Origin of the sequence: Streptomyces sp. NBC_00289, from assembly GCF_041435115.1 — a bacterium.
Taxonomy (GTDB): Bacteria; Actinomycetota; Actinomycetes; order Streptomycetales; family Streptomycetaceae; genus Streptomyces.
Genome location: NZ_CP108046.1, coordinates 7,558,692 through 7,578,323 on the forward strand (window position 1 = coordinate 7,558,692; position 19,632 = coordinate 7,578,323).

Sequence of the window (19,632 nt, forward strand, 5' to 3'; positions counted from 1 at the left end):
GGCGAGCCCGTGGGAGTCGGTCCCCGTCACCCCACCCGCACCCACACCGGCGCGTGGTCCGACCCGGGTGCCCCCTGCCGCTCCGCCGGGTCGGTCCCCACGGACGGCAGTCGCGGCGTCTCGTCGTCCGGCAGGCCCGTTCCCGCCGCCGTCACCCGGTGGACCAGGTGATGGCTCGCCAGGATGTGGTCGATCAGCTCGCGGCGCCCGGAGTTGATCCGCGAGTAGCGCCGCTCGGCCGGGATGAGCGGGGCCACGTCCCACAGGCGCATCGCGTCACCCCGGTCGGGGTGCTCGTATCCGGACGTGCCGATCTCGGAGCCGGGCGGGCCGAGCAGGATCTGTGTGGTCGCGGCCTGCACCTCGTCGTTCAGGTCGCCGAGGACCGCCACGTCCCGCTCCTTGCCCTTCCCCGCCAGGAGTTCGTCGGCGAGCGCGCGCAGTGCCGTCGCCTCGGCCGCCCGCCGGTAGAGGGCGTAGGCGCCGTACCGGGCCCGCTCGCCCTCGTCGCGCGGCTGGAACCGCCCGTTCGGGTACGACAGCAGCTTCGACTTGAGATGAGCCACGGCCACCCGCAGTGGCCCCGCCTCCGTCTCGGTCAGCACGGCCAGCAATCCGCGGCCTGTCCGAGCCGTCTCCAGGCCGGCGTCGTCCGCCTGGACCGGGCGCAGCTTCGCCGGGAACGCCGAGGTGTCGTGCAGTACCTCCATCGGGGCGCGGCCGAGGAAGCCGACCCGGATGCCCCGGCTGTCCGCTTGCTCGGACAGGGCGATGTGCCAGGTGCCGCCCACCGCCTGGGCCAGGTCCCGCAGCGCCTCGGGGTCCCCGACCTCCTGCACGCCGAGCAGCGCCGGGTCGAGTTCCGTGATCACGGCGGCCAGGGCGGCGAGTTTCGTCTCGTAGGCGGCCTTGTCCGCGGGGCCGGACGGGCCGCCGGGAAGGTAGAGGTTCTCCAGGTTCCAGGTGCCGAGAAGCATGCCGGGCTCCTTCCGGAAGCCGTCGGGCAGCGGGCGGTGCGGGCGGTGGTGGGCTCAGCGTGCCCGTCGGCCGACCGCCGCGACAGGGCCGCGGCGGGATGCGCGGTTCGGGTCACCCGACCCGACGACCCCGCCGTACGTTGGCGTGATGACGGACTCTCCCGCCACCTCCCCGGCCGACGCCTCCGCCGTGTCTCCCGCCGATCTCGTCATCACCGGGTGCACCGTCCTCGTGCACGACGATCAAGAGCGGATCGGGTTCGAGGAGGATGCCGCGATCGTCGTACGGGAGGGAGTCGTCGAGTCGGTGACGACCGCCGCCGCGGTCCGGCACCGGGCCGCCGTCGAACGCGTCGACGCCCGCGGTCAGGTCGCCCTGCCCGGTCTGATCAACTGTCACACGCACGCGCCGATGGTCGCGCTGCGCGGCCTCGCCGAGGACCTGCCCACCGAGGAGTGGTTCAACGACGTCGTCTGGCCCGTCGAGTCCAACCTCACCGAGAAGGACGTCGAGTTGGGGGCGCGGCTGGCCTGCGCCGAGATGATCCGCGGCGGGGTCACCTGCTTCGCGGACCACTAGTACGACGCCTGAGCCGCCGGCGACCCGGGCCGGAGAAATGTGCCGGCACAGCGATGAGTTCCGTTCCTCCGGCCGGTCACCACCACGAACGGACCGTTGCACAGGAGGGCCCTCATGTCGCTTCCGGAGATCGTCTCGCGCGCACAGTGGCGTACGGCACGCGAGGAACTGCTGCTCAGGGAGAAGGCGGCCACGCGCGCGCGGGACGCCCTCAACGCCGAGCGGCGCGGGCTGCCCATGGTCGAGGTCGACGAGGAGTACGTGTTCGAGGGCGGCGACGGGAAGGCCGTGCTGCTCGACCTGTTCGAGGGACGCGGACAACTGGTCGTATACCACTTCATGTTCGCGCCGGAATGGGCCGCCGGGTGCCGCAGCTGCTCCGCGTTCCTTGACCAGATCGGGCATTTGGCGCATTTGGCGGCGCGCGGCACGTCGTTCGCCGCGGTCTCCCGGGCGCCGTATACGAGGCTTCTGCCGTTCAAGGCGCGGATGGGTTGGACGCTGCCCTGGTACTCGTCGTACGGCAGTGACTTCAACCGTGACTTCGAGGCGACCCTGGAGCGGGACGGGGAACTCGTCGAGCGGCCGGGCGTCAGCTGCTTCCTGCGCGACCGTGACCAGGTCTTCCACACCTACTCCACGTACGAGCGCGGCCTCGACGGACTGGGCTCGACCACGACCCTCCTGGACCTGACCGCGCTGGGACGGCAGGAGGAGTGGGAGCGACCCGTGGGGCGCGCGTCGGCTCTCGGGGCGCCTGCGGGAAGCGAGCGGATTCGCTATCACGACGAGTACGAGGACTGATACGGAAGGTGACAGTCAACGCTCGAAAGTGGAGAGACTCCTCACACTCTGCGGTGAACGAGTGTCAACTACGTCTCAGTACCGTCACTTCCCGAGCCGTTCACGCCATGGTTGGCGTTTAACTGCTTGAGTGCAGCGCTACATGGAGGTGACAGGGTGAACGGGCGAACGGTGCTTGAGCGCTTTCCCGCCGGCGGGCCGCGTGGTTCGTGGCCGGCGGAGGAGTTCGCGCAGTCTCGGCGTCTGGAGGGCCTGTCCGCCGAGGTCGTCATGGACCTGGCGACGGATATGTTCCTGGTGATCGTCCGCGGCGGGGAGGCGGCCGACGCCTCCGCATGAGCGCGGGACGCGGGAACGCCGGTGTCAGCCCGCCTTCGGGGCCGGCACCTTCGTCGTGAACTGATCCGCCTGCAGTGAGTACAGCTCCGCGTAGACGCCGCCGGTGGCGAGCAGCTCGTCGGGCGTCCCGGACTCCACCAGCCGGCCCTGTTCGAGCACGTGCACCAGGTCCGCGTGGCGCACCGACGCCAGCCGGTGGGTGATGAGGATGACCGTCTGCCCGGTACCCGACAGGGCCCGGATCTTCTCGAAGACCTCCAGCTCGGCCCGCGCGTCCAGAGCCGCCGTCGGCTCGTCCACGATCAGGACGCGGCCGCGCCGGTACGCGGCCCGGGCGATGCCGAGCCGCTGCCACTGACCGCCCGACAGCTCGTGCCCGCCGCTGAAGTCGCGGGCCAGCAGGGTGTCCAGGCCGCGCGGCAGATCGGCGAGCACCTCCTCGGCCCCCGCCTCCGCGACCGCGTCGCCCACCCGCTCGTCGGTCAGTGGCGCCGAGGAGCGGCCGACCGCGACGTTGACGCGTGCCGTGAACGGCCAGCGCTTGAAGTCCTGGGCCACCATCGCGACCCGTTCGGCGAGCCGCCGCCGGTCGGCGGTCGCCGCGTCCACGCCGTCCCACAGGATGCGGCCGCTGTCGGGCGCGTACAGCCCCGCCAGCAGTTTCACCAGCGTGGTCTTCCCGGAGCCGTTCTCGCCGACCAGCGCGACGATCTTGCCGAGCGGCACGTCGAGCGTCACGTCGTCGAGCGCGGGGCGGGTCACGTCACCCGGATAGCTGAAGGTGACGTGCTCGAACCGGATCGCGCTCGGCTCCTCGGGCAGCGTGGCGCCGCCCACCGGAATGGCCCGTTCGGCCGCCTCGACGTACAGCCGTTGCAGATCGCCGACGAACAGCGCCTCCTCGTGCAGCGCGTTGACCTCCACGACCAGCGTGTCGAGGCTCTGGGATCCCGTACGGATGGCGATCACGGCCGTACCCGCCACCGACAGTGCCATCGCGCCCGTCAGCAGCAGTCCGCCCAGCGTCGCGTAGGTCGCCGCCGTCGCCAGGCCCGTCCAGGTCGCCGCGATGAGCCCGGTGCGGGCGGCGAGCCGGGCCAGCCGCGTCTGCTCGGCCTCCGCCGTCTCGGACATCGAGCGGAAGTGCCGCAGCAGGAACGGGCCCACGCCGTGGACCCGGATCTCCGGTGCCGCCGCCGGCTCGATGAGCAGCGCCCCGAGCAACCGCCCCGCGCGCGCGTGCTGCACCCAGGCGTGGAAGGACTCGTAGCGGCGGCGGGCGATGGTCAGCGCGCTCCAGCCGCTGGGCAGGGTCATCGTCGCCAGCAGCGGGAGCAGCGCCGGGTGCAGGACGGTCAGCACGCCCGCGGCCGCGATCAGGGAGATCGCCGCGTTCACCACGCGGGTGGCGCACGAGATCATCCGGCGGGCGGAGGAGGCGCCGTATTGCGCGGTGTCCAGCAGTTTGTGGAAGGCGTGGTCCTCGATCGCGGCCAGTTCGACCTCCGCGGCCCGCTCCAGATACAGCTCGGTGGCCACCCGCTCCACCTTGGGTTCCAGGCGCCCGGTCGCGTAGGTCGACGCGGCCCGCAGCAGCGCGCCGACCAGCATCACGGCGGCCATCGTGACCAGCGCGGGAACCGCACCGCGCAGCCGATCCTCGATCGCGCCGTCGCCGATCAGCCGGCCGAGCACGTTGTTGACCGCGAGCAGACTCACCGCCTGGGTCGCGCCCCGGCCCGCCTCGGCCGCCAGCACGGTCCGCGCGGCACCCCGGTCGGCCTGCCAGGCCAGCCGGAAGCTGGACGCCAGCAGGGCGGGCAGCCGGGTCACCATGGCCCGGAAACTGAGCTCGAGGAACGCGTCCGCGTGCGAGTTCCAGCCCGTCTCGTAACGCAACGGGCCGCCGAAGAGCAGCCGCTCCGACTCGGAGACCCCGGCCGTGACCCCGTCCTTTCCCCCGGCGCGACTCTTCCCCACCGCCGACCTCCCCCGATCGTGGACGAACGGCCACTATCGCGGGAGCGGGCCGACCCGGGGCAGAGCGCATGCGGGAGAGACGACAGCACGCGGGCGTGCGCCCTGGTGAAGGGGGTGGGGCGACCGGATGGGGCCGACGGGGTGCGGCTGTGGGCCGGGGCGCGCCGGGCGCCTGTGCGGAGGGTGCGGGGTGCGGCGCGGTGTGGGCTCCGCGGTGCGCGGTGTGGGCTCCGTGGTGCGTTCCGCGCGCGATACGACCAGGCGCTGACCGGCCGCGACACGGTGGGATACGACCTGCGCGCCGACCGGCCGCGGTCAGGTCGGCACAAGGCCTACGCGCTGACCGGCCGCGACCAGGTCGGCGTCGTGCCCGTCAGGCGGCAGAGGGCCAGATAGAGCGGTATCGGCGGCGTATAGGGAAGCGTGCCGTCCGGTTTGTGGATCAGAGGCGGGACCGCGGGGGCATCGGGGACGACCGCTCCGGTGAGGTACCGGGCGGGCGTCGGCCACTCCAGGGCGTAGTCGGAGTCGGACGGAACGATCCACCACCAGTGCGCCTCGTCGGCGTAGACGCATCCGACCCGCGGCAGCCTGGGCATCAGCAGCGGGCCGAGGCGCGCGGGTGTCGCCACCGCGTCGCAGCCCAGTGGAGCCGTCATACCGTCGGGGACGGGCAGTCGCCGGGGAGTGCCGAGGGTGTGCGCCGCCGGGGTGTGCAGACCGCGGCGGAGGCGCACCAGCGTGTCCAGTGCCAGCACCTGGGCGCCGGAAGCGCGGCTCACGCGCCGCCCCAGCCTCGGCCCCGCTCGCGCGGGTGGACCTCGACGGCCGCCGGGCCGTGCTCCCGCGCCTCGTCCTCGCCGCCCGAGCCGTCGGCCGGACCGGGCTTCGGGCGGGCACCCCAGCCCAGGTCGTTGCGCGGCCCGGTGTCCTCGCGGGGCGCGTCCGCCTTGCGCGGCAGCTCCGCCCAGACCAGCAGGCCCGGGCCGTGTTCCTGGGCGCCCCAGGCATGGCACAGGGCGTCGACGAGAAACAGTCCCCTCCCCTGTTCCTCCTCGGGGCGTTGTGGGGACGGGTGAGGCTCACCCGGCGCACAGCCCTGATCCCGTACGGCTATGCGCACCAGGTCGTCACCGTCGTGCAGCTCGCAGACGACGACGTTGCTCGCGGTGTGCACTATCGCGTTGGTGACCAGCTCGGAGACCACGAGGGCCGCCGTGTCGCAGGTGTCCTCGCAGACTGACCAGCCGGTCAGCCGTGCCCTTGTCAGGCGTCTGGCCTGCGCGGGAGAACCCGGGTGTGCGGCCAGCTCGAAACGGAACCGGCGCTCGGCAGCGGCCCTGTCGGGGCCTGCTCCCGCGGCGGCACCGAGACCGAGGGGGCGGCCTGCGGCGGCGTCTGTTCCTAAGGGCGCGGACGGAATCACGCTTGCCACTATCGCCCCGTCGTGAACACTTGGCAAGTGTCACTCTGAAAAATGCAGAGTGCTGTGTGACGCGGTGAGGGGCCGTGGCACACTGCTCGCAACAGCACCTCGAGCGGCGCCAGTTGGGATCAGCGGAGATTCGTACAGATCTTCGAATAGGTCTTCGAATGGCGCCGTAGGGCTGTCAGGATTCTTTTCGCGGTCGGCCGGCTCGCCCTTGGTCGTTTCCGTCAGGGACTTTGTGGAGGTGCAGCGTGAGCGAACCGCGGTCCGCGCCGACGGTCGGCCAAGTCGTTCTCGGCCGGCGCCTGCTGGACCTGCGGGAGAGCGCCGGACTCAAGCGCGAGGAGGCCGCCCGTATCCTCCGGGTCGCCCCCGCCACGGTCCGTCGTATGGAGATGGCCGAGGTCGCGCTCAAGATCCCCTACCTTCAGCTCCTCCTGAAGGCCTACGGCGTCTCCGACGACGAGGCGGAGGCCTTCGTCCAGCTCGCCGAAGACGCCAACCGTCCCGGGTGGTGGCAGCGGTTCCACGACGTGCTGCCCGGCTGGTTCTCCATGTACGTCAGCCTCGAGGGCGCCGCGTCCCTGATCCGTGAGTACGAGCCGCACTTCGTCCCCGGGCTGATGCAGACCGAGGACTACGCGCGTGGCGTCCTGGAGTCCGGCGCCATCGGCCAGACCAGCCCCGAGGACATCGAGCGCCATGTGGCGCTGCGCATGCAACGCCAGGAACTGCTCACCCGTCGCGACGCACCCAGGCTGTGGGTCGTGATGGACGAGACCGTGCTGCGCCGCCCGGTCGGCGGCCCGGAGGTGATGCGTGCCCAGATCGACAAACTGCTCGAGGCAACGAAGCTGCCCAACGTGACCCTGCAGGTCGCCCCGTTCGAGAACGGGCCGCATCCCGGCACGTACGGGCCCTTCGTGCTCTTCCGATTCGCCGTGCCCGAACTTCCGGACATGGTCTACAGCGAGTACCTGACCGGCGCGGTCTATCTCGACGCGCGCCCGGAGGTGGCGACCCATCTCGAGGTCATGGACCGCATGGCGGCGCAGGCCGCTACTGCACATCGCACGAAGGAGATCCTCCGGGATCTCCGCAAGGAGTTGTGAATGGATCGCATCAAGCCGCGTCTGCCCGTCTACAACGGGATGCCCGCGCGGGAACTCGGCAGCGAAGGCTGGCACAAACCGTGGAGCGGCGGTAACGGCGGGAACTGCGTGGAGGCGATGAAGCTGGCCGACGGCCGGATCGCCGTCCGTCAGTCGACGGACCCGGACGGTCCGGCGCTGATCTACACCACCGACGAGATGACGGCCTTCATCGAGGGCGCGAAGGCGGGTGCGGCCGACTTCCTGTTGTCCTGACACTTGCTTGCCGTTCCGTCTCCGACCTCGCCCTCAACCCCAACCCCCCTCACCCTCCCCCCACTCACCTGACGTTCCATCACTTTGTTTCTTGTGGCGCTGAGTTGATTACTTTCTATGGCATGACCTTATGGAGTTCCTCATGACCGCGCAGCCCCCCGCCGGGATCGACACGACCAAACCCCATCCCGCGCGGATGTACGACTGGTACCTCGGCGGCAAGGACAACTACCCCGTCGACGAGGCGATGGGCCGGCAGATGCTCACCCTCGATCCCAGGGTGCCGGTGATGGCGCGCGTCAACCGCGCGTTCATGCACCGGGCCACACGCTGGCTGGCCCGGAACGGGGTACGTCAGTTCCTGGACGTCGGCACCGGTATCCCGACCGAGCCGAACCTCCACCAGATCGCCCAGGAGGTCGCGGCCGACGCACGCGTCGTCTACTGCGACAACGACCCGATCGTGCTCGCCCACGCGGCCGCCCTGCTGCGGGGCACGGACCAGGGGGCGACCGAGTACCTGCAGGCCGACGTGCGCGCCCCGGAGGCCGTCCTCGCCGGTGCGAAGAAGGTCCTGGACTTCAGCCGGCCGGTGGCCCTCTCGCTGATCGCGCTGCTGCACTTCGTCTCCGACGAGGACGGCGCGCACGAACTCGTCGGCCGGCTGCTGTCCGAACTGCCCTCCGGCAGCTACCTGGTGATGAGCCACGCGACCGCGGACTTCACCCCCGAGGAGTCGGCGGCGGCCACCGCGAAACTCAAGGCCGCCGGCGTCACGCTGGCACTGCGCTCCCGGCGCGAGTTCGCCCGCTTCTTCGACGCCCTCGACCTCGTCGAGCCCGGCGTCGAGGTACCGCAGCTGTGGCACCCCGAGCTGGGGGAGCCGGTCCCGGGGCAGGACGACGGGATCATTCCCGGGTACGGGGCGGTGGGGCGGAAGCCGTAGGGTCCGCGAGCCGGCGCCGCCGCACAGGGGTGCTGCCTCAGCGTGTCGGCAGCACCCCGCACAGCGCGTCGAGCGCCGCCCCGTACGCGGCTTCCGAGGGCGTCGCGTAGCCCACCACCAGGCCGTCCGGCGCGGCCATGTCCGTCTCCGGGTGGCGGAACCCGGCGAGTCCGTCCAGGGCGACGCCCTGCCGGACGGCGGCCTCGACCGTGGCCCGCTCGGTGCCCGGCGGCAGCCGCAGCACCGCGTGCAGCCCGGCCGCGACGCCGGTGACCTCCACCCGCGGCGCACGCGCGGCAAGCGCCGCGACCAGGCGGTCCCGGCGGCTGCGGTAACGCTGTCGCATCCGCCGCACATGACGGTCGTACGACCCGCCGGCGATGAAGTCGGCCAGGCTCAGCTGGTCGAGAACGCTCGACCACGCCTCCCGCTCGCCCTTGGCCGCGAGCACGTCGTCGACGTACCGCTCGGGCAGCACCATCCAGCCCAGCCGCAGCGCGGGCGACAGGCTCTTGCTGACCGAGCCGATGTGGATCACCCGCTCGGGGTCGAGGCCCTGGACGGCGCCGACCGGCTTGCGGTCGTAGCGGAACTCCCCGTCGTAGTCGTCCTCCAGAACCACCCCGCCACGCGCGCGTGCCCAGTCGATCACCGCTGCCCGGCGCTCGGCGTGCAGCGGACCGCCGGTGGGGAACTGGTGCGCGGGAGTGAGCAGTACGGCCCGTTCCCGCCCCAACCGGTCTACTCGCGCCCCCTGTTCGTCGAGGGGGAGGGGCACGGTCCGCACGCCGGACGCCGCGAGCAGGTCCCGGTGGAAGCCGAGCCCGTACGCCTCCACGGCGAGCGGACCACGCAGCACGGCGTTCCCGGTCCCGGACCCGGCCGCACTCGCGCCTCGAACACCGCCTTGGGCGCTACCTCGGGCACTACCCCCGGCACTGCCTCGGGCGCCACCTTCTGACCCGCCTCCGACACCTCCTGGGGCGCCGCCTCCGGACCTCCTGTGGGGGCCGAAGAGCAGCCGCAGGGCGTGGCCGAAGCCGGTGCAGATCACGATCCGGGCGGGGTCGGTCCGTACGCCACGCGCGCGTGCCAGATACTCCGTCAGTGCCTCCCTGAGCTCGACGCGGCCTGCGGGATCACCGGGCCCGAACACCTCGTCGGGCGCCCGCTGGAGGGCCCGCCGATAGGAGGCCAGCCAGGCCGCCCGCGGGAACGACGACGCGTCCGGGGTGCCCTGCCGCAGATCGTGCCGTGGTCCACGCGCGCGTGAGGGTGCTTTTCTGGGCCCGCGGGCGGTCGTCCGCAGGGGCTCGGCGCGCTCGGCGACCCGGGTGCCCGCGCCCTGCCGGGCGGTGAGCCAGCCCTCCGCGACGAGCTCCGCGTACGCGTCGGCCACCGTGTTGCGGGCGATGCCGAGGTCGGCGGCGAGCGAGCGGTACGGCGGCAGCCGGGTGCCGGGTGCGAGCCGCCCGCCGCGTACGGCCTCGCGCAGCGCCCGGATCAGCGCGGCGCGCCGTCCGCCCGGTCCGGACAGTTCCAGGTGCAGGTCAGCGCCGATGCGCTCCGCTGAATTGACCCACGATTCCGCCATGAAAATGCACCCTACAGGCGGTCTTTGTGGCACGTAGGTTAGGGGCATGACGACGAACACGACAAGCGTTTCCTCCGCCGCGAATGAGACCGCGAACGAGACCGAGTTCGAGGCCCGGAACGGCCGCGTCGACGAGGGCCACGCCGGGACGAGTCGCATCGACTTCGCGAAGTCGGCCCCGAAGGTCTTCCGCGCCCTCGTCGGTTTCGACGCCGCCGCCCGCGAGGGCCTGGACCCGGCCCTCGTCGAACTGATCCAGATCCGCGCCTCGCACCTCAACCACTGCGCGTACTGCCTCCACATGCACACCAACGACGCCCGGAAGGCGGGCGAGAGCGAGGACCGGCTGCACATGGTCGCCGTGTGGCGTGAGGCCCGGCACTTCTTCTCCGAGCGGGAACAGGCGGCCCTGGCCCTCACCGAAGCGGTCACGTTGGTCGCCGACGGCGGCGTCCCGGACGCCGTCTACGCACAGGCCGCGGCCCACTTCGACGAACAGGAACTGGCCCACGTCCTGGCCCTGATCTTCACGATCAACACCTGGAACCGGGTGGCGCTGTCCACGGGAAAGCGCGCGGGGACGGACTCCCGGCGCTAGCTAGGGTCGTCGAATTCCCGTCGGGCGGGCGACGCCCGGCACGGCACCTCGCCGCGTTGTCGCACGACCCGCGTACGCCCGGAACGCGGGCCGTCCTCCGCCTTGCGATGCACCGGACGCCGTCCGCTTATCCGACGCCAACTGTCGCGACCCGGCCCAGGCCGACTCCGACGCGCGGCCGGATTACACGGCCATCGGGCGGTCGTACGGCCCGATCGGCGCCGGCAACCGCGAACTGCCCGTCAGCCCGCGGTCGACGGCCGCCGCCACCGCCCGTCCCTCCGCGATCGCCCACACGATCAGCGACTGCCCTCGGGCGGCATCGCCCGCGGCGAACACCCCGGGCACGTTGGTCGCGAAGTCGGCGTTGCGTGCGATCGTGCCGCGCGGGTCGAGTTCCAGCCCCAACTGGTCGATCAGGCCGTCCCCACGGTCGGGCCCGGAGAAGCCGAGGGCGAGCAGTACGAGATCGGCGGGGAGCGTCCGCCCGCTGCCCGGCACGGGGCGGCGCGCCGCGTCCACCTCGACGAGGTGCAGCGAGCGCACCCGCCCGTCGGTGTCGCCGGTGAAGCGGAGCGTGGACGCCGCGAACAGCCGCGCGTCGGCGTTGGCCGCCGGCGCGCTGCGCAGGTCGCGCGCCTCCTCGTGCGCCGGCGAGAGCCGGTAGATCTTCGGGTACGTCGGCCAGGGCTCGGTGTCCTCGTCACGCTCGGCGTCCGGCTGGGCGTAGATGTCCAGCTGGGTCACGGACGCGGGGCCCTCGCGCACCGCGGTGCCCAGGCAGTCGGCCCCGGTGTCGCCGCCGCCGACGATGACGACGTGCTTCCCGGCGGCGGACATCGGAGACGACGCCAGGTCGCCCTCGCACACCCGGTTGGCCAGCGGCAGGTACTCCATCGCCTGGTGGATTCCGGTCAACTCCCGCCCCGGCACGGGAAGTTCGCGCCAGGCGGTCGCCCCGGTGGCGATCACCACGGAGTCGTAGCGGGCCCGCAGTTCCGCCGCACCGACGTCCCGCCCGACGACCGTCGACGTACGGAACTTGGTCCCCTCGGCCCGCATCTGCTCCAGCCGCCGATCCAGGTGCCGTTTCTCCATCTTGAACGCGGGGATGCCGTACCTCATCAGGCCGCCCAGCCGGTCGTCCTTCTCGTACACGGCGACCGTGTGCCCGGCCCGGGTCAGCTGCTGTGCCGCGGCCAGACCGGTGGGCCCCGACCCGATCACCGCTACCGTCCGCCCGGACAGCCGGTCCGGTGGCTGCGGCGCCGCGAAGCCCAGCTCCCAGGCGCGATCCGAGATCGCGACTTCGACGTTCTTGATGGTGACCGCCGGCTGGTTGATGGCCAGAACACACCCCGCCTCGCACGGTGCCGGGCACAGGCGACCCGTGAACTCCGGGAAGTTGTTCGTCGCGTGCAGCCGGTCGGCAGCCGCCCGCCAGTCGTCCCGCGAGACGAGGTCGTTCCAGTCGGGGATCAGATTGCCGAGCGGGCAGGCGTCGTGGCAGAAGGGAATGCCGCAGTCCATGCAGCGGTCGGCCTGCTCGGTGACGATGGGCAGCAGCGCCCCGGGGACGTACACCTCGTCCCAGTCCCGGACCCGCTCCTCCACCGGCCTGCGCGGCCGGTCCTGCCGGGGCGTGGTCATGAATCCCTTGGGATCGGCCATGGCCGTGTTCCTTGCGTCCGCGTGCGACGGGGCCGTGCGTCATCGGGCGGCACTCTTTCGGCCACGATACGTCCCGTCGGCCAGCCACGCAGAGTGAGGGACAGCCGTTTCTCCGGACGCGTTCTCAGGCGAGTCCCGGGCTTGGCCCGGGTTGCGGCCCAGAGGGCTCGCAGGGGAGGGAAAGCGGTTGCTCAGGTGAGGGCCAGCACGTACGCCACCGCCGCGACCGCCGAGGCCACGGTGCGGACGTGGTTCCACATGGTCCACTCGCGCACATATGTCGGCCAGTACGCGGCCGCCTCCGCGCCACCGGGAGCCAGCCCGAGCAACTCGTCGTTGCGCGGCACGTTCGCTGCCCTGGTCAACGCGAAGGAGCCGAAGAGATACGACACGCTGCCCACTATCAGCTCCACCGCTCCCTCGTCCGGCCACAGCACGAACGTCACCACGGCGATCACCGCGCACACCGCCGCCGCCCCGACGAACACGACCATGAACGGCGGTCGCACCGCGGCTGCGTTGATCGCGTTCATCGCGGCGACCCCCTGCGCCGGCGGCAGCGCGGCCAGCCCCCTCATCACGAAGGTCGAGAACCCGCAGAACACCCCGGCCACGAGTCCGGTCCCGAGCACACCCAGCACTGTCAGTACGAAGTACGGTCCATCGATCACGCCGGCACCAACTCCCTTGTCGGGCCAGGTCCCCGCCCGGCCACCACCACCCGTCACGACCAGTGAAGTCCCGCACGCGGACGACGACCATGGGCCATCCGCGCGGGGACATGCGCGAAAGTCCAGGGCGCGGTCGCCCTCACCGGCTCGCCGCCCGACGACCGACCGTTCCTGCCCCCGCCCTTCCATCGACCTCCGCCCCGGCCTTCCCGTCCCACTCCGCCCCCGTCGCCCTGTCCGTCCCGGCCGGCGTGGGCCGCCATACCCGCAGCACCCGTTCCACGGACGCCGCGATCCGCCGCCGTGCCTCGTGCCGCGGCACCCCGCTCATCAGCAGGCCGTCGTACGGCGTGTCCACATGCCGTACGGACGCCACGACCGCCGAGGTCACCGCCCCCTCGGACAGCGCCCGCCCCGCCGCACTCCGGCCCACCCGCCCGCTGCCCCGCACCGAGGCGTGTGCGGCGATCTCCCGCGCCCGGCCCTCCGGGCAGAGGGGGAAGAGGCGTCGTATCTCCGCCGCGAACGCGTCCGTGAACCGCACGTCCTCGGCTGCCCGCCGCCGAGCGTCGCGGACCCGGCGCCGCCGTCGCGCCTCCGTGTCCTCGAGGCACCGCTGCTCGGCCCGGGCGAGCCCCGCCTCCTCGACCAGGACGCCCTGCCGCTCGTACCTGCTCCGGCGCCGGTTGAACCGCACCACCACTGCCGACAGCGCGCTTTCCTCCCGCGACCTCCGCGTCAGCGCCGTGTCGCCTCGCGGCACGAACACGAGGTGCCCGAGGTCGGCACAGTCCAGACATCGCGGCGCCCCGTTTTCGAGCACGAGCATCGTCAACGGTCCGCCGCCGCACTCCGCGCAGTGCCGTCTCCTGAGAGGCTGCACCACGAGAAGCCCGCTGTGCGGTGGGGGAGTTGAGAGCGGAGCCATACCTGCTCCCTTCCCCGTGACGCGGCTTGTTCCACGGGGTTCTGCCGTTGCCGTTGCTGGTGCCGTTTGATTCTGCCGCCGTGTGCGGGTGTGCGGGTGTGCGGGTGTGCGGGTGTGCGGGTGTGCGGGTGTGCGGGTGTGCGGGTGTGCGGGTGTGCCCATGTGCCCATGTGCCCCGTGTCAGGATCGCCGGGCTGATGGCAGCCCGTCGGTCGAGTCCCGTGGGCCCCGGAAGCCACTGACTTCCGGGAGCGGAACGAGAGCTGACGAGGGCGGAACGCGGCCGAGCCGTGTCCTGACGCATCATGGGCCGTGTGCGACTCGAAGCGATCACCTGGGACCGGCTCGCCGACCTCCTGGCCGAGCGACTGCTCGGCCTGAAGCCGGCCGACGGCAGCCCCTGGCCCCGCATCGCGTTCGACGGCGCCCCGGCCGCCCGCCCGGGAGACCTCGCCGAACGCGTCGCGGAGGCCCTGCGCCTACGCGGCCGCCCCTCGCTCGTCGTCGGAACCCAGGGCTTTCTGCGCCCGGCCTCGCTCCGCCTGGAGTACGGCCACCATGACATGGAGGCCTACTACAACGGCTGGTTCGACACCGGGGCGCTGTGGCGGGAGGTCTTCGGCCCTCTCGAACCCGGCGGCGACGGCCGCGTCCTGCCCGACCTGTGGGACCCGGTCACCGACCGCGCCACTCGCAGCCCCTATGTCGAACTCCCGCCCAGTGGCTTCCTCCTGCTCCACGGCCCCCTCCTGCTGCGTCACTGGTTCCCCTTCGACCTGAGCGTCCACGTCCTCCTCTCAGCCGGTGCCCTGCGCCGTCGTACTCCCGAGGACGAGCACTGGACACTTCCCGCGTTCGAGGCCTACGAGAACGAGACGGACCCGGCCGGTGCCGCCGACGTCCTCGTACGTGCCGACGATCCGCGCCATCCGGCGTGGAACGGCTGATCGATCCCAAGCCTGCCGTCGCGCCGCGGATCGGGTGGCGGCCTCGCGGTCGTCCGGGTGCGCGGTCCGGGACGCACGGCGAGAATGTAGGGCGCCGGTACCAGCGGCGCGCCCCGCGTCGCGTCGGCCGCCCGGCACCGGGAGGTACACCATGACCACCGCCGGAGACATCATGCACCGTGGTGCCCAGTGGATCCCCGCCCACGAGACCCTGGACCGCGCCGCCCAGCTCATGCGCGAACTGAACGTCGGAGCCCTGCCCATCAGCGATCAGGACGAACGGCTCTGCGGCATCCTCACCGACCGTGACATCGTCGTCGGCTGCGTGGCCATGGGCCACGACCCGGCCCGCGTCACCGCGGGCGAGATGGCCAAAGGCACCCCGCGCTGGATCGAAGCGACCGCCGACGTCGGCGACGTGCTCCGCGAGATGCAGGAGCACCAGATCCGACGGCTCCCCGTCATCGAGAACAAGCGTCTGGTCGGCATGATCAGCGAGGCCGACCTCGCCCGACACCTGACGGAGGATCAGATCGCGTCCTGGGCCGAGAACGTCTACGCCATGAGCCCTGATCGCTCCTGACTTCCCCGCCCCACGGCCGTGCCCCTTGCTCCCTGCTCGCTGCCCCTGTCCCTCGTCCTGTCCCGGTCCCCGTCCTTCCGCCCGGGCGGGGTCCCGTCAGAGCCAGCCGTTGCGCCGGAAGCCGCGGTACAGCGCCAGGCAGGCGAGGGACATCACGCCCATGACCAGGCCGTAACCGAACCGCCAGTGGAGCTCCGGCATGTGCTCGAAGTTCATGCCGTACACCCCGCAGACCATGGTCGGAACGGCGATGACCGCCGCCCACGCCGTGATCTTCCGCATGTCCTCGTTCTGGGCGACCGTCACCTGTGCGAGGTGCGCCTGCAGGATCGAGTTCAGCAACTCGTCGAAGGCCGCGATCTGTTCCTTGGCCCGGTGCAGGTGGTCGGAGACGTCACGGAAGTAGGCCTGTATCTCCGGGCCGACCACCTGTATCGGACGGGTGGCGAGGTCCTCGAGCGGGCGGCCGAGCGGGACCACCGCCCGCTTCAGTTCCAGGAGCTCGCGCTTGAGCTGGTAAATGCGCCCGGGATCGGCCCGCGCGCCGTTCTCCGCGAACACGTCCGTCTCGACCTGGTCGATGTCCTCCTGCACGGAGTCGGTGACGTGCAGGTAGTCGTCGACCACATGATCGGCGATCGCGTGCAGCACCGCTGCCGGGCCCTTGGCGAGCTGCCGGGCGTCGGCCTCCAGCTCCTCGCGCAGCGGACCGAGGGATCCGTGCCGGCCGTGGCGCACCGTGATCACGAAGTCCGGGCCGACGAACACCATGATCTCCCCGGTGTCCACGACCTCGCTGGTCGCCGTGAGCTCCTCGTGCTCGATGTAGCAGACGGTCTTGAACACCGCGAACAGCGTTTCGCCGTAGCGCTCCAGCTTCGGCCGCTGATGGGCCTCGACCGCGTCCTCGACCGCCAGGGGGTGCAGTTCGAACAGCTCGGCGATGCCCGCGAACTCGTGGTCCGTCGGTTCGTGGAGGCCGAGCCACACGAAGCCGTCCCGATGCTTGCGCACCCGCTCCACCGCGTCGACCAGATCACTTCCCGCGGGGGTCCGGACGCCGTCCCGGTACGTCACGCAGTTCACCACGGAGGAGCCCAGCGGAGACCGGGCGGGGTGGCTCAGGTCGACGCGCGGGCGCCGCCGGGCCAGCCGTGCCACTCCGCGGAGGCCGCCGACCCTGCCGAGGCTCGTGACCTTCCGCAAATTCCCTGCCATGGACATCTGGATCTCCCCGCATGGATCTCCTCGCGCCGTGTTTCCGCGCCCTGGCGAGCAAGTCTGCCAGGTCGGCGCAGGGGCCGGGTGAGCCTGTGGGAACGGAATGTTCCGCTTTGTTCCCGGCTGTGGACAACGGGACTTGGCGCCGCACGCCGTAACCCCCGGACCGGCCGGTGACCGACATCTCGCCGTCTTCGAGCGTCGCCCCCTTCGGACAAGCCGCACAACTGGGATGATCGCGGCATGACGCGAACCGACCGGTACCTCCTCGACAACCGGCAGCCCGAGGCGAGCGAGCGTTTCGACGCCTTCGCCACCGTCTTCGACCCCACGACCTTCCGGCACCTCGAAGCGCTGGGTGTCGGACCCGGTTGGCGCTGCTGGGAGGTGGGCGCCGGCGGGACCTCCGTCGTGTCCTGGCTGGCCAAGAAGGTCGGGCCGACCGGCCGGGTCGTCGCGACCGACATCGACACCTCCCGGGTCGCCTCGGCGGGGCGTCCGCCGGTCGAGGTCCTTGTCCACGACGTGGGGGAGCAGGAGCCGCCGGAGGAGGGGTTCGACCTGGTGCACGCCCGGCTCGTCCTCGTCCATGTGCCGGAGCGGGAAAGGGCGTTGAGGTCGATGGTGAAGGCCCTGCGCCCCGGTGGCAGGCTCCTGGTGGAGGACGGCGACCCTGCCCTGCAACCCCTGCTGTGCCCCGACGAGTACGGCCCCGAGCAGCAGTTGGCGAACCGGCTGAGGCACGGCTTCCGCGAGCTGCTCGCCGAGCGGGGCGCCGACCTGTCCTACGGCCGCCGGCTCCCGCGCCTGCTGCGCGAAGCCGGCCTCAGCCGGGTGGAGGCCGACGCGTACTTCCCCGTCACCTCACCCGCCTGTGCCGCCCTGGAGTCGGCCACCGTGCGTCAGATTCGCGGTCAGCTCGTCGCCACCGGCCGTGCCTCGGACGAGGACGTCGACCGCCATCTGAGGAACGTCGCCTCCGGCACCATGGATCTGGCCACCGCCCCCATGATCTCCGCATGGGGACGCAAGGCCTAGAGCCGGCAGGACGTCGGCGCGTGTGCGGGCGCCTCGGCCCGCCTCCCCGGCTCGCTGCCGCGCAGCCGTCAGTCTCGTGCCGGCGGTCTCCCGCCCACGCGCCCCACTGCCAGTGCCCCCGCCCGGCACCCCTCCCGCGCCGCGTCCTCGGATGTGGCGCCCGCGAGCAGGGCGGCCAGGAACGCGCCCGTGAAGGCGTCACCGGCCCCCGTGGTGTCCCGAGGAGTCACCGGTACGGCGGGGACGTGCGCGTGCACGGTGCCGGACCGGGCCACCAGCGCACCGTCCGCCCCCTGTTTGGTCACCACCAGCGGGATCTGGCGGCTCAGCTTCGCCGCCGCGTCCACCGGATCGGGCAGCCCGGTCAGCAGGCACGCCTCGTCCCGGCTGGGCAGCAGCACACTCACTCCCTCGGTGAGTTCCAGGAAACGGTCGACGCCCAACTGCTTCAGGAAGCCGGCCGACGCCGGATCCAGGCTCACCGGCACGCCACGCGCGCGTGCGGACGCGATGGCCACCGCCACCAGTGCCCGGCTCGGTTCGGAGAACAGGAGGTAGCCCGACAGATGCAGTCGTACGACGCCGTCGAGCAGGGTGTCCGACCAGTCGTCGGGGTCCAGTCGCAAGGACGCGCCGCTGTCGGTGAGGAACGTCCGCTCCGCCGCGGCGCCCGTGTCGACGAGGCAGATCACCGTCCCGGTCGGCGCCCGCGGATCGACGACGAGACGGGGCCGTACTCCGCAGGCGGTCAGCTCCCGCTCGTGCCATCCGGCCGCGTCCGCGCCCACCCGGCCCAGCAGCCGTACCTCGGCGCCCCGGTGGGCGGCCCAGCAGGCCACGTTGGCGCCCGCACCGCCGGGCAGTGTCCGGATCGCGGAAACCGTGTCCGTGCCCGGCGAGAGAGGTCCGCGGTGCCGGGCGACGACGTCCGTGATCACGTCCCCGACGACGAGCAGCGCGCCGTCCGGCTCGGCTGTCACGCCGCGGCCCAGGCCGCCGCGATCCGTCCCGCCAGCCTGACGTTGCCGCGCACTGCCGCCAGGTTCGCGCTCAGCGAGGCACCGTCCGTGTGGCGCACCAGGTAGTCGAGCAGAAACGGCGTGACCGCCTGACCGGTGACACCTTCCTGCTCGCACGCGTTCAGGGCCTCCGCGAGCACGCGCGCGTGCAGGCCGGGATCGAGCTGCTCCTCCGCGGGCACGGGGTTGGCGACGATCAGCGCCGACTCGTGCCCACCCAGCACGTCCTGGGCGCGCATCACGTCCGCCACCTGCCGCGGGCTGTCCAGCGTCCACTCCACGGGATGGCCCGAGTCGGACAGATAGAAGCCGGGGAACCGGTCCGTGCCGTATCCGGCCACGGCGACGCCCAGCGTTTCCAGGCGCTGCAGGGTCGCCGGTACGTCGAGGATCGACTTGACGCCCGCGCAGACCACCGTGATTCGCGTGCGGGCCAGCAGTCCGAGGTCGGCTGACTCGTCCTGCGTCACCGTCCACTCCCGGTGCACCCCACCGAGCCCGCCCGTCGCGAACACCCGGACGCCCGCCAGCGCCGCCAGCTGGGCCGTCGCCGACACGGTGGTCGCCCCGCTCACCCCGGAGGCCACGGCGAGCGGCAGGTCGCGGTGCCCCAGCTTGCGGATCCCGTCCTCGTTGGCGACTCGTTCCAGCTGCTCCTTGTCGAGGCCGACGTGGGGTCGCCCGTCTAGCACGGCGATCGTCGCGGGCACGGCTCCCTCCCGTCGAACGACGTCCTCCAGCTCCAACGCCACCTGCAGGTTGCGCGGGCGTGGCAGCCCGTGCGCGATGATCGTGGACTCCAGGGCCACCACGGGTCGACGCGCGTCGACCGCGTCCCGCACCTCTTCCGACACCTTCAGCACCACGCGCCTGCCTCCTGTCCGTGGGTCTTCCCTCATCTCTGGCGGGCGGCACGCCCGGTCAAACCCTTGCGGCCTGT

At 72.0% G+C, this 19,632-nt stretch carries 20 protein-coding genes and 1 pseudogene; 10 read left to right on the forward strand and 11 right to left on the reverse strand.

All coding sequences use genetic code 11. The features are described 5' to 3' along the window. Window positions 1-26: 26 nt before the first annotated feature. A complete protein-coding gene (locus OG985_RS34150) occupies window positions 27-977 on the reverse strand; it encodes an endonuclease/exonuclease/phosphatase family protein (protein WP_371672214.1) in 951 nt (316 codons plus the stop codon). A gap of 148 nt (window positions 978-1,125) precedes the next feature. On the opposite strand from OG985_RS34150, the pseudogene OG985_RS34155 reads away from it, so the two are divergent. From OG985_RS34155 to OG985_RS34165, 3 genes and pseudogenes are all read left to right on the forward strand, one after another. Beyond that, window positions 1,126-1,554: pseudogene (locus OG985_RS34155) on the forward strand (amidohydrolase family protein); the annotation flags it as partial. 117 nt (window positions 1,555-1,671) lie between these two features. After that, window positions 1,672-2,361: a DUF899 domain-containing protein gene (locus OG985_RS34160; protein ID WP_371672215.1), complete on the forward strand. Its 690-nt coding sequence runs from the start codon at window positions 1,672-1,674 to the stop codon at window positions 2,359-2,361. Window positions 2,362-2,517: 156 nt separating this feature from the next. Further along, the gene (locus OG985_RS34165; protein WP_371672216.1) at window positions 2,518-2,700 is read left to right on the forward strand and encodes a hypothetical protein; all 183 of its coding nucleotides are present in this window, start codon (window positions 2,518-2,520) and stop codon (window positions 2,698-2,700) included. A gap of 24 nt (window positions 2,701-2,724) precedes the next feature. Here OG985_RS34165 and OG985_RS34170 read toward each other — a convergent pair whose 3' ends face one another. The 3 genes from OG985_RS34170 to OG985_RS34180 all read right to left on the reverse strand — a co-directional run bounded on the left by OG985_RS34170 (window position 2,725) and on the right by OG985_RS34180 (window position 6,115). Beyond that, window positions 2,725-4,536, reverse strand: a complete 1,812-nt coding sequence (locus OG985_RS34170; RefSeq protein WP_371674582.1) for an ABC transporter ATP-binding protein — start codon at window positions 4,534-4,536, stop codon at window positions 2,725-2,727. 476 nt (window positions 4,537-5,012) lie between these two features. Further along, complete coding sequence (locus OG985_RS34175; protein ID WP_371672217.1) at window positions 5,013-5,462, reverse strand: hypothetical protein; 450 nt, start codon at window positions 5,460-5,462, stop codon at window positions 5,013-5,015. Next, entirely contained in the window at window positions 5,459-6,115 is a 657-nt protein-coding gene (locus tag OG985_RS34180) for an ATP-binding protein (protein ID WP_371672218.1), read from the reverse strand. The genes OG985_RS34175 and OG985_RS34180 overlap by 4 nt, the downstream gene beginning before the upstream one ends. Window positions 6,116-6,360: 245 nt before the next feature. On the opposite strand from OG985_RS34180, the gene OG985_RS34185 reads away from it, so the two are divergent. The 3 genes from OG985_RS34185 (at window position 6,361) to OG985_RS34195 (ending at window position 8,422) form a co-directional block, all read left to right on the forward strand. Then, window positions 6,361-7,221 (forward strand): helix-turn-helix transcriptional regulator, encoded by an 861-nt coding sequence (locus OG985_RS34185; protein WP_371672219.1) that lies wholly within the window; start codon window positions 6,361-6,363, stop codon window positions 7,219-7,221. Further along, window positions 7,222-7,476, forward strand: a complete 255-nt coding sequence (locus OG985_RS34190; protein WP_356047235.1) for a DUF397 domain-containing protein — start codon at window positions 7,222-7,224, stop codon at window positions 7,474-7,476. It begins immediately after the preceding gene. A gap of 142 nt (window positions 7,477-7,618) precedes the next feature. Then, window positions 7,619-8,422, forward strand: coding sequence for an SAM-dependent methyltransferase (locus OG985_RS34195; RefSeq protein ID WP_371672220.1), 804 nt, complete (start codon window positions 7,619-7,621; stop codon window positions 8,420-8,422). A gap of 37 nt (window positions 8,423-8,459) precedes the next feature. Here OG985_RS34195 and OG985_RS34200 read toward each other — a convergent pair whose 3' ends face one another. Further along, entirely contained in the window at window positions 8,460-10,016 is a 1,557-nt protein-coding gene (locus OG985_RS34200; RefSeq protein WP_371672221.1) for a PLP-dependent aminotransferase family protein, read from the reverse strand. 46 nt (window positions 10,017-10,062) lie between these two features. On the opposite strand from OG985_RS34200, the gene OG985_RS34205 reads away from it, so the two are divergent. Further along, a complete protein-coding gene (locus tag OG985_RS34205; protein ID WP_371672222.1) occupies window positions 10,063-10,614 on the forward strand; it encodes a carboxymuconolactone decarboxylase family protein in 552 nt (183 codons plus the stop codon). Window positions 10,615-10,797: 183 nt separating this feature from the next. On the opposite strand, the gene OG985_RS34210 is transcribed toward OG985_RS34205, so the two are convergent. The 3 genes from OG985_RS34210 to OG985_RS34220 form a co-directional block, all read right to left on the reverse strand. After that, the gene (locus OG985_RS34210) at window positions 10,798-12,285 is read right to left on the reverse strand and encodes a glutamate synthase subunit beta (RefSeq protein WP_371672223.1); all 1,488 of its coding nucleotides are present in this window, start codon (window positions 12,283-12,285) and stop codon (window positions 10,798-10,800) included. Window positions 12,286-12,476: 191 nt separating this feature from the next. Then, window positions 12,477-12,956 (reverse strand): DUF1772 domain-containing protein, encoded by a 480-nt coding sequence (locus OG985_RS34215; RefSeq protein ID WP_371672224.1) that lies wholly within the window; start codon window positions 12,954-12,956, stop codon window positions 12,477-12,479. A 139-nt stretch (window positions 12,957-13,095) separates the two neighbouring features. Then, window positions 13,096-13,884, reverse strand: coding sequence for a DUF2293 domain-containing protein (locus tag OG985_RS34220; protein ID WP_371672225.1), 789 nt, complete (start codon window positions 13,882-13,884; stop codon window positions 13,096-13,098). A gap of 305 nt (window positions 13,885-14,189) precedes the next feature. On the opposite strand from OG985_RS34220, the gene OG985_RS34225 reads away from it, so the two are divergent. Both OG985_RS34225 and OG985_RS34230 read left to right on the forward strand, forming a co-directional pair. Further along, window positions 14,190-14,831 (forward strand): uridine kinase, encoded by a 642-nt coding sequence (locus OG985_RS34225; protein WP_371672226.1) that lies wholly within the window; start codon window positions 14,190-14,192, stop codon window positions 14,829-14,831. Window positions 14,832-14,982: 151 nt separating this feature from the next. Beyond that, complete coding sequence (locus OG985_RS34230) at window positions 14,983-15,414, forward strand: CBS domain-containing protein (protein ID WP_371672227.1); 432 nt, start codon at window positions 14,983-14,985, stop codon at window positions 15,412-15,414. A 96-nt stretch (window positions 15,415-15,510) separates the two neighbouring features. Here the strand turns inward: OG985_RS34230 and OG985_RS34235 are convergent, their stop codons facing one another. After that, complete coding sequence (locus OG985_RS34235) at window positions 15,511-16,638, reverse strand: magnesium and cobalt transport protein CorA (protein ID WP_371672228.1); 1,128 nt, start codon at window positions 16,636-16,638, stop codon at window positions 15,511-15,513. A 240-nt stretch (window positions 16,639-16,878) separates the two neighbouring features. On the opposite strand from OG985_RS34235, the gene OG985_RS34240 reads away from it, so the two are divergent. Next, window positions 16,879-17,673, forward strand: a complete 795-nt coding sequence (locus OG985_RS34240; protein ID WP_371672229.1) for a class I SAM-dependent methyltransferase — start codon at window positions 16,879-16,881, stop codon at window positions 17,671-17,673. A gap of 68 nt (window positions 17,674-17,741) precedes the next feature. Here the strand turns inward: OG985_RS34240 and OG985_RS34245 are convergent, their stop codons facing one another. Further along, window positions 17,742-18,653 carry a carbohydrate kinase family protein gene (locus tag OG985_RS34245; RefSeq protein ID WP_371672230.1) on the reverse strand — a complete coding sequence of 304 codons (912 nt, stop codon included), beginning with the start codon at window positions 18,651-18,653 and terminating at the stop codon, window positions 17,742-17,744. Beyond that, the gene (locus OG985_RS34250; RefSeq protein WP_371672231.1) at window positions 18,650-19,558 is read right to left on the reverse strand and encodes a pseudouridine-5'-phosphate glycosidase; all 909 of its coding nucleotides are present in this window, start codon (window positions 19,556-19,558) and stop codon (window positions 18,650-18,652) included. Before OG985_RS34250 ends, OG985_RS34245 begins: the two co-directional genes overlap by 4 nt. Window positions 19,559-19,632: the final 74 nt, after the last annotated feature.

Bases quoted from the DNA above. Each gene is read 5' to 3' on its own strand.
- OG985_RS34150 (WP_371672214.1), bottom strand. From the start codon at position 977: ATGCTTCTCGGCACCTGGAACCTGGAGAACCTCTACCTTCCCGGCGGC.
- OG985_RS34160 (WP_371672215.1), top strand. From the start codon at position 1,672: ATGTCGCTTCCGGAGATCGTCTCGCGCGCACAGTGGCGTACGGCACGC.
- OG985_RS34170 (WP_371674582.1), bottom strand. From the start codon at position 4,536: ATGGTGACCCGGCTGCCCGCCCTGCTGGCGTCCAGCTTCCGGCTGGCC.
- OG985_RS34190 (WP_356047235.1), top strand. From the start codon at position 7,222: ATGGATCGCATCAAGCCGCGTCTGCCCGTCTACAACGGGATGCCCGCG.
- OG985_RS34195 (WP_371672220.1), top strand. From the start codon at position 7,619: ATGACCGCGCAGCCCCCCGCCGGGATCGACACGACCAAACCCCATCCC.
- OG985_RS34200 (WP_371672221.1), bottom strand. From the start codon at position 10,016: ATGGCGGAATCGTGGGTCAATTCAGCGGAGCGCATCGGCGCTGACCTG.
- OG985_RS34205 (WP_371672222.1), top strand. From the start codon at position 10,063: ATGACGACGAACACGACAAGCGTTTCCTCCGCCGCGAATGAGACCGCG.
- OG985_RS34210 (WP_371672223.1), bottom strand. From the start codon at position 12,285: ATGGCCGATCCCAAGGGATTCATGACCACGCCCCGGCAGGACCGGCCG.
- OG985_RS34220 (WP_371672225.1), bottom strand. From the start codon at position 13,884: ATGGCTCCGCTCTCAACTCCCCCACCGCACAGCGGGCTTCTCGTGGTG.
- OG985_RS34225 (WP_371672226.1), top strand. From the start codon at position 14,190: ATGGGCCGTGTGCGACTCGAAGCGATCACCTGGGACCGGCTCGCCGAC.
- OG985_RS34230 (WP_371672227.1), top strand. From the start codon at position 14,983: ATGACCACCGCCGGAGACATCATGCACCGTGGTGCCCAGTGGATCCCC.
- OG985_RS34235 (WP_371672228.1), bottom strand. From the start codon at position 16,638: ATGTCCATGGCAGGGAATTTGCGGAAGGTCACGAGCCTCGGCAGGGTC.
- OG985_RS34240 (WP_371672229.1), top strand. From the start codon at position 16,879: ATGACGCGAACCGACCGGTACCTCCTCGACAACCGGCAGCCCGAGGCG.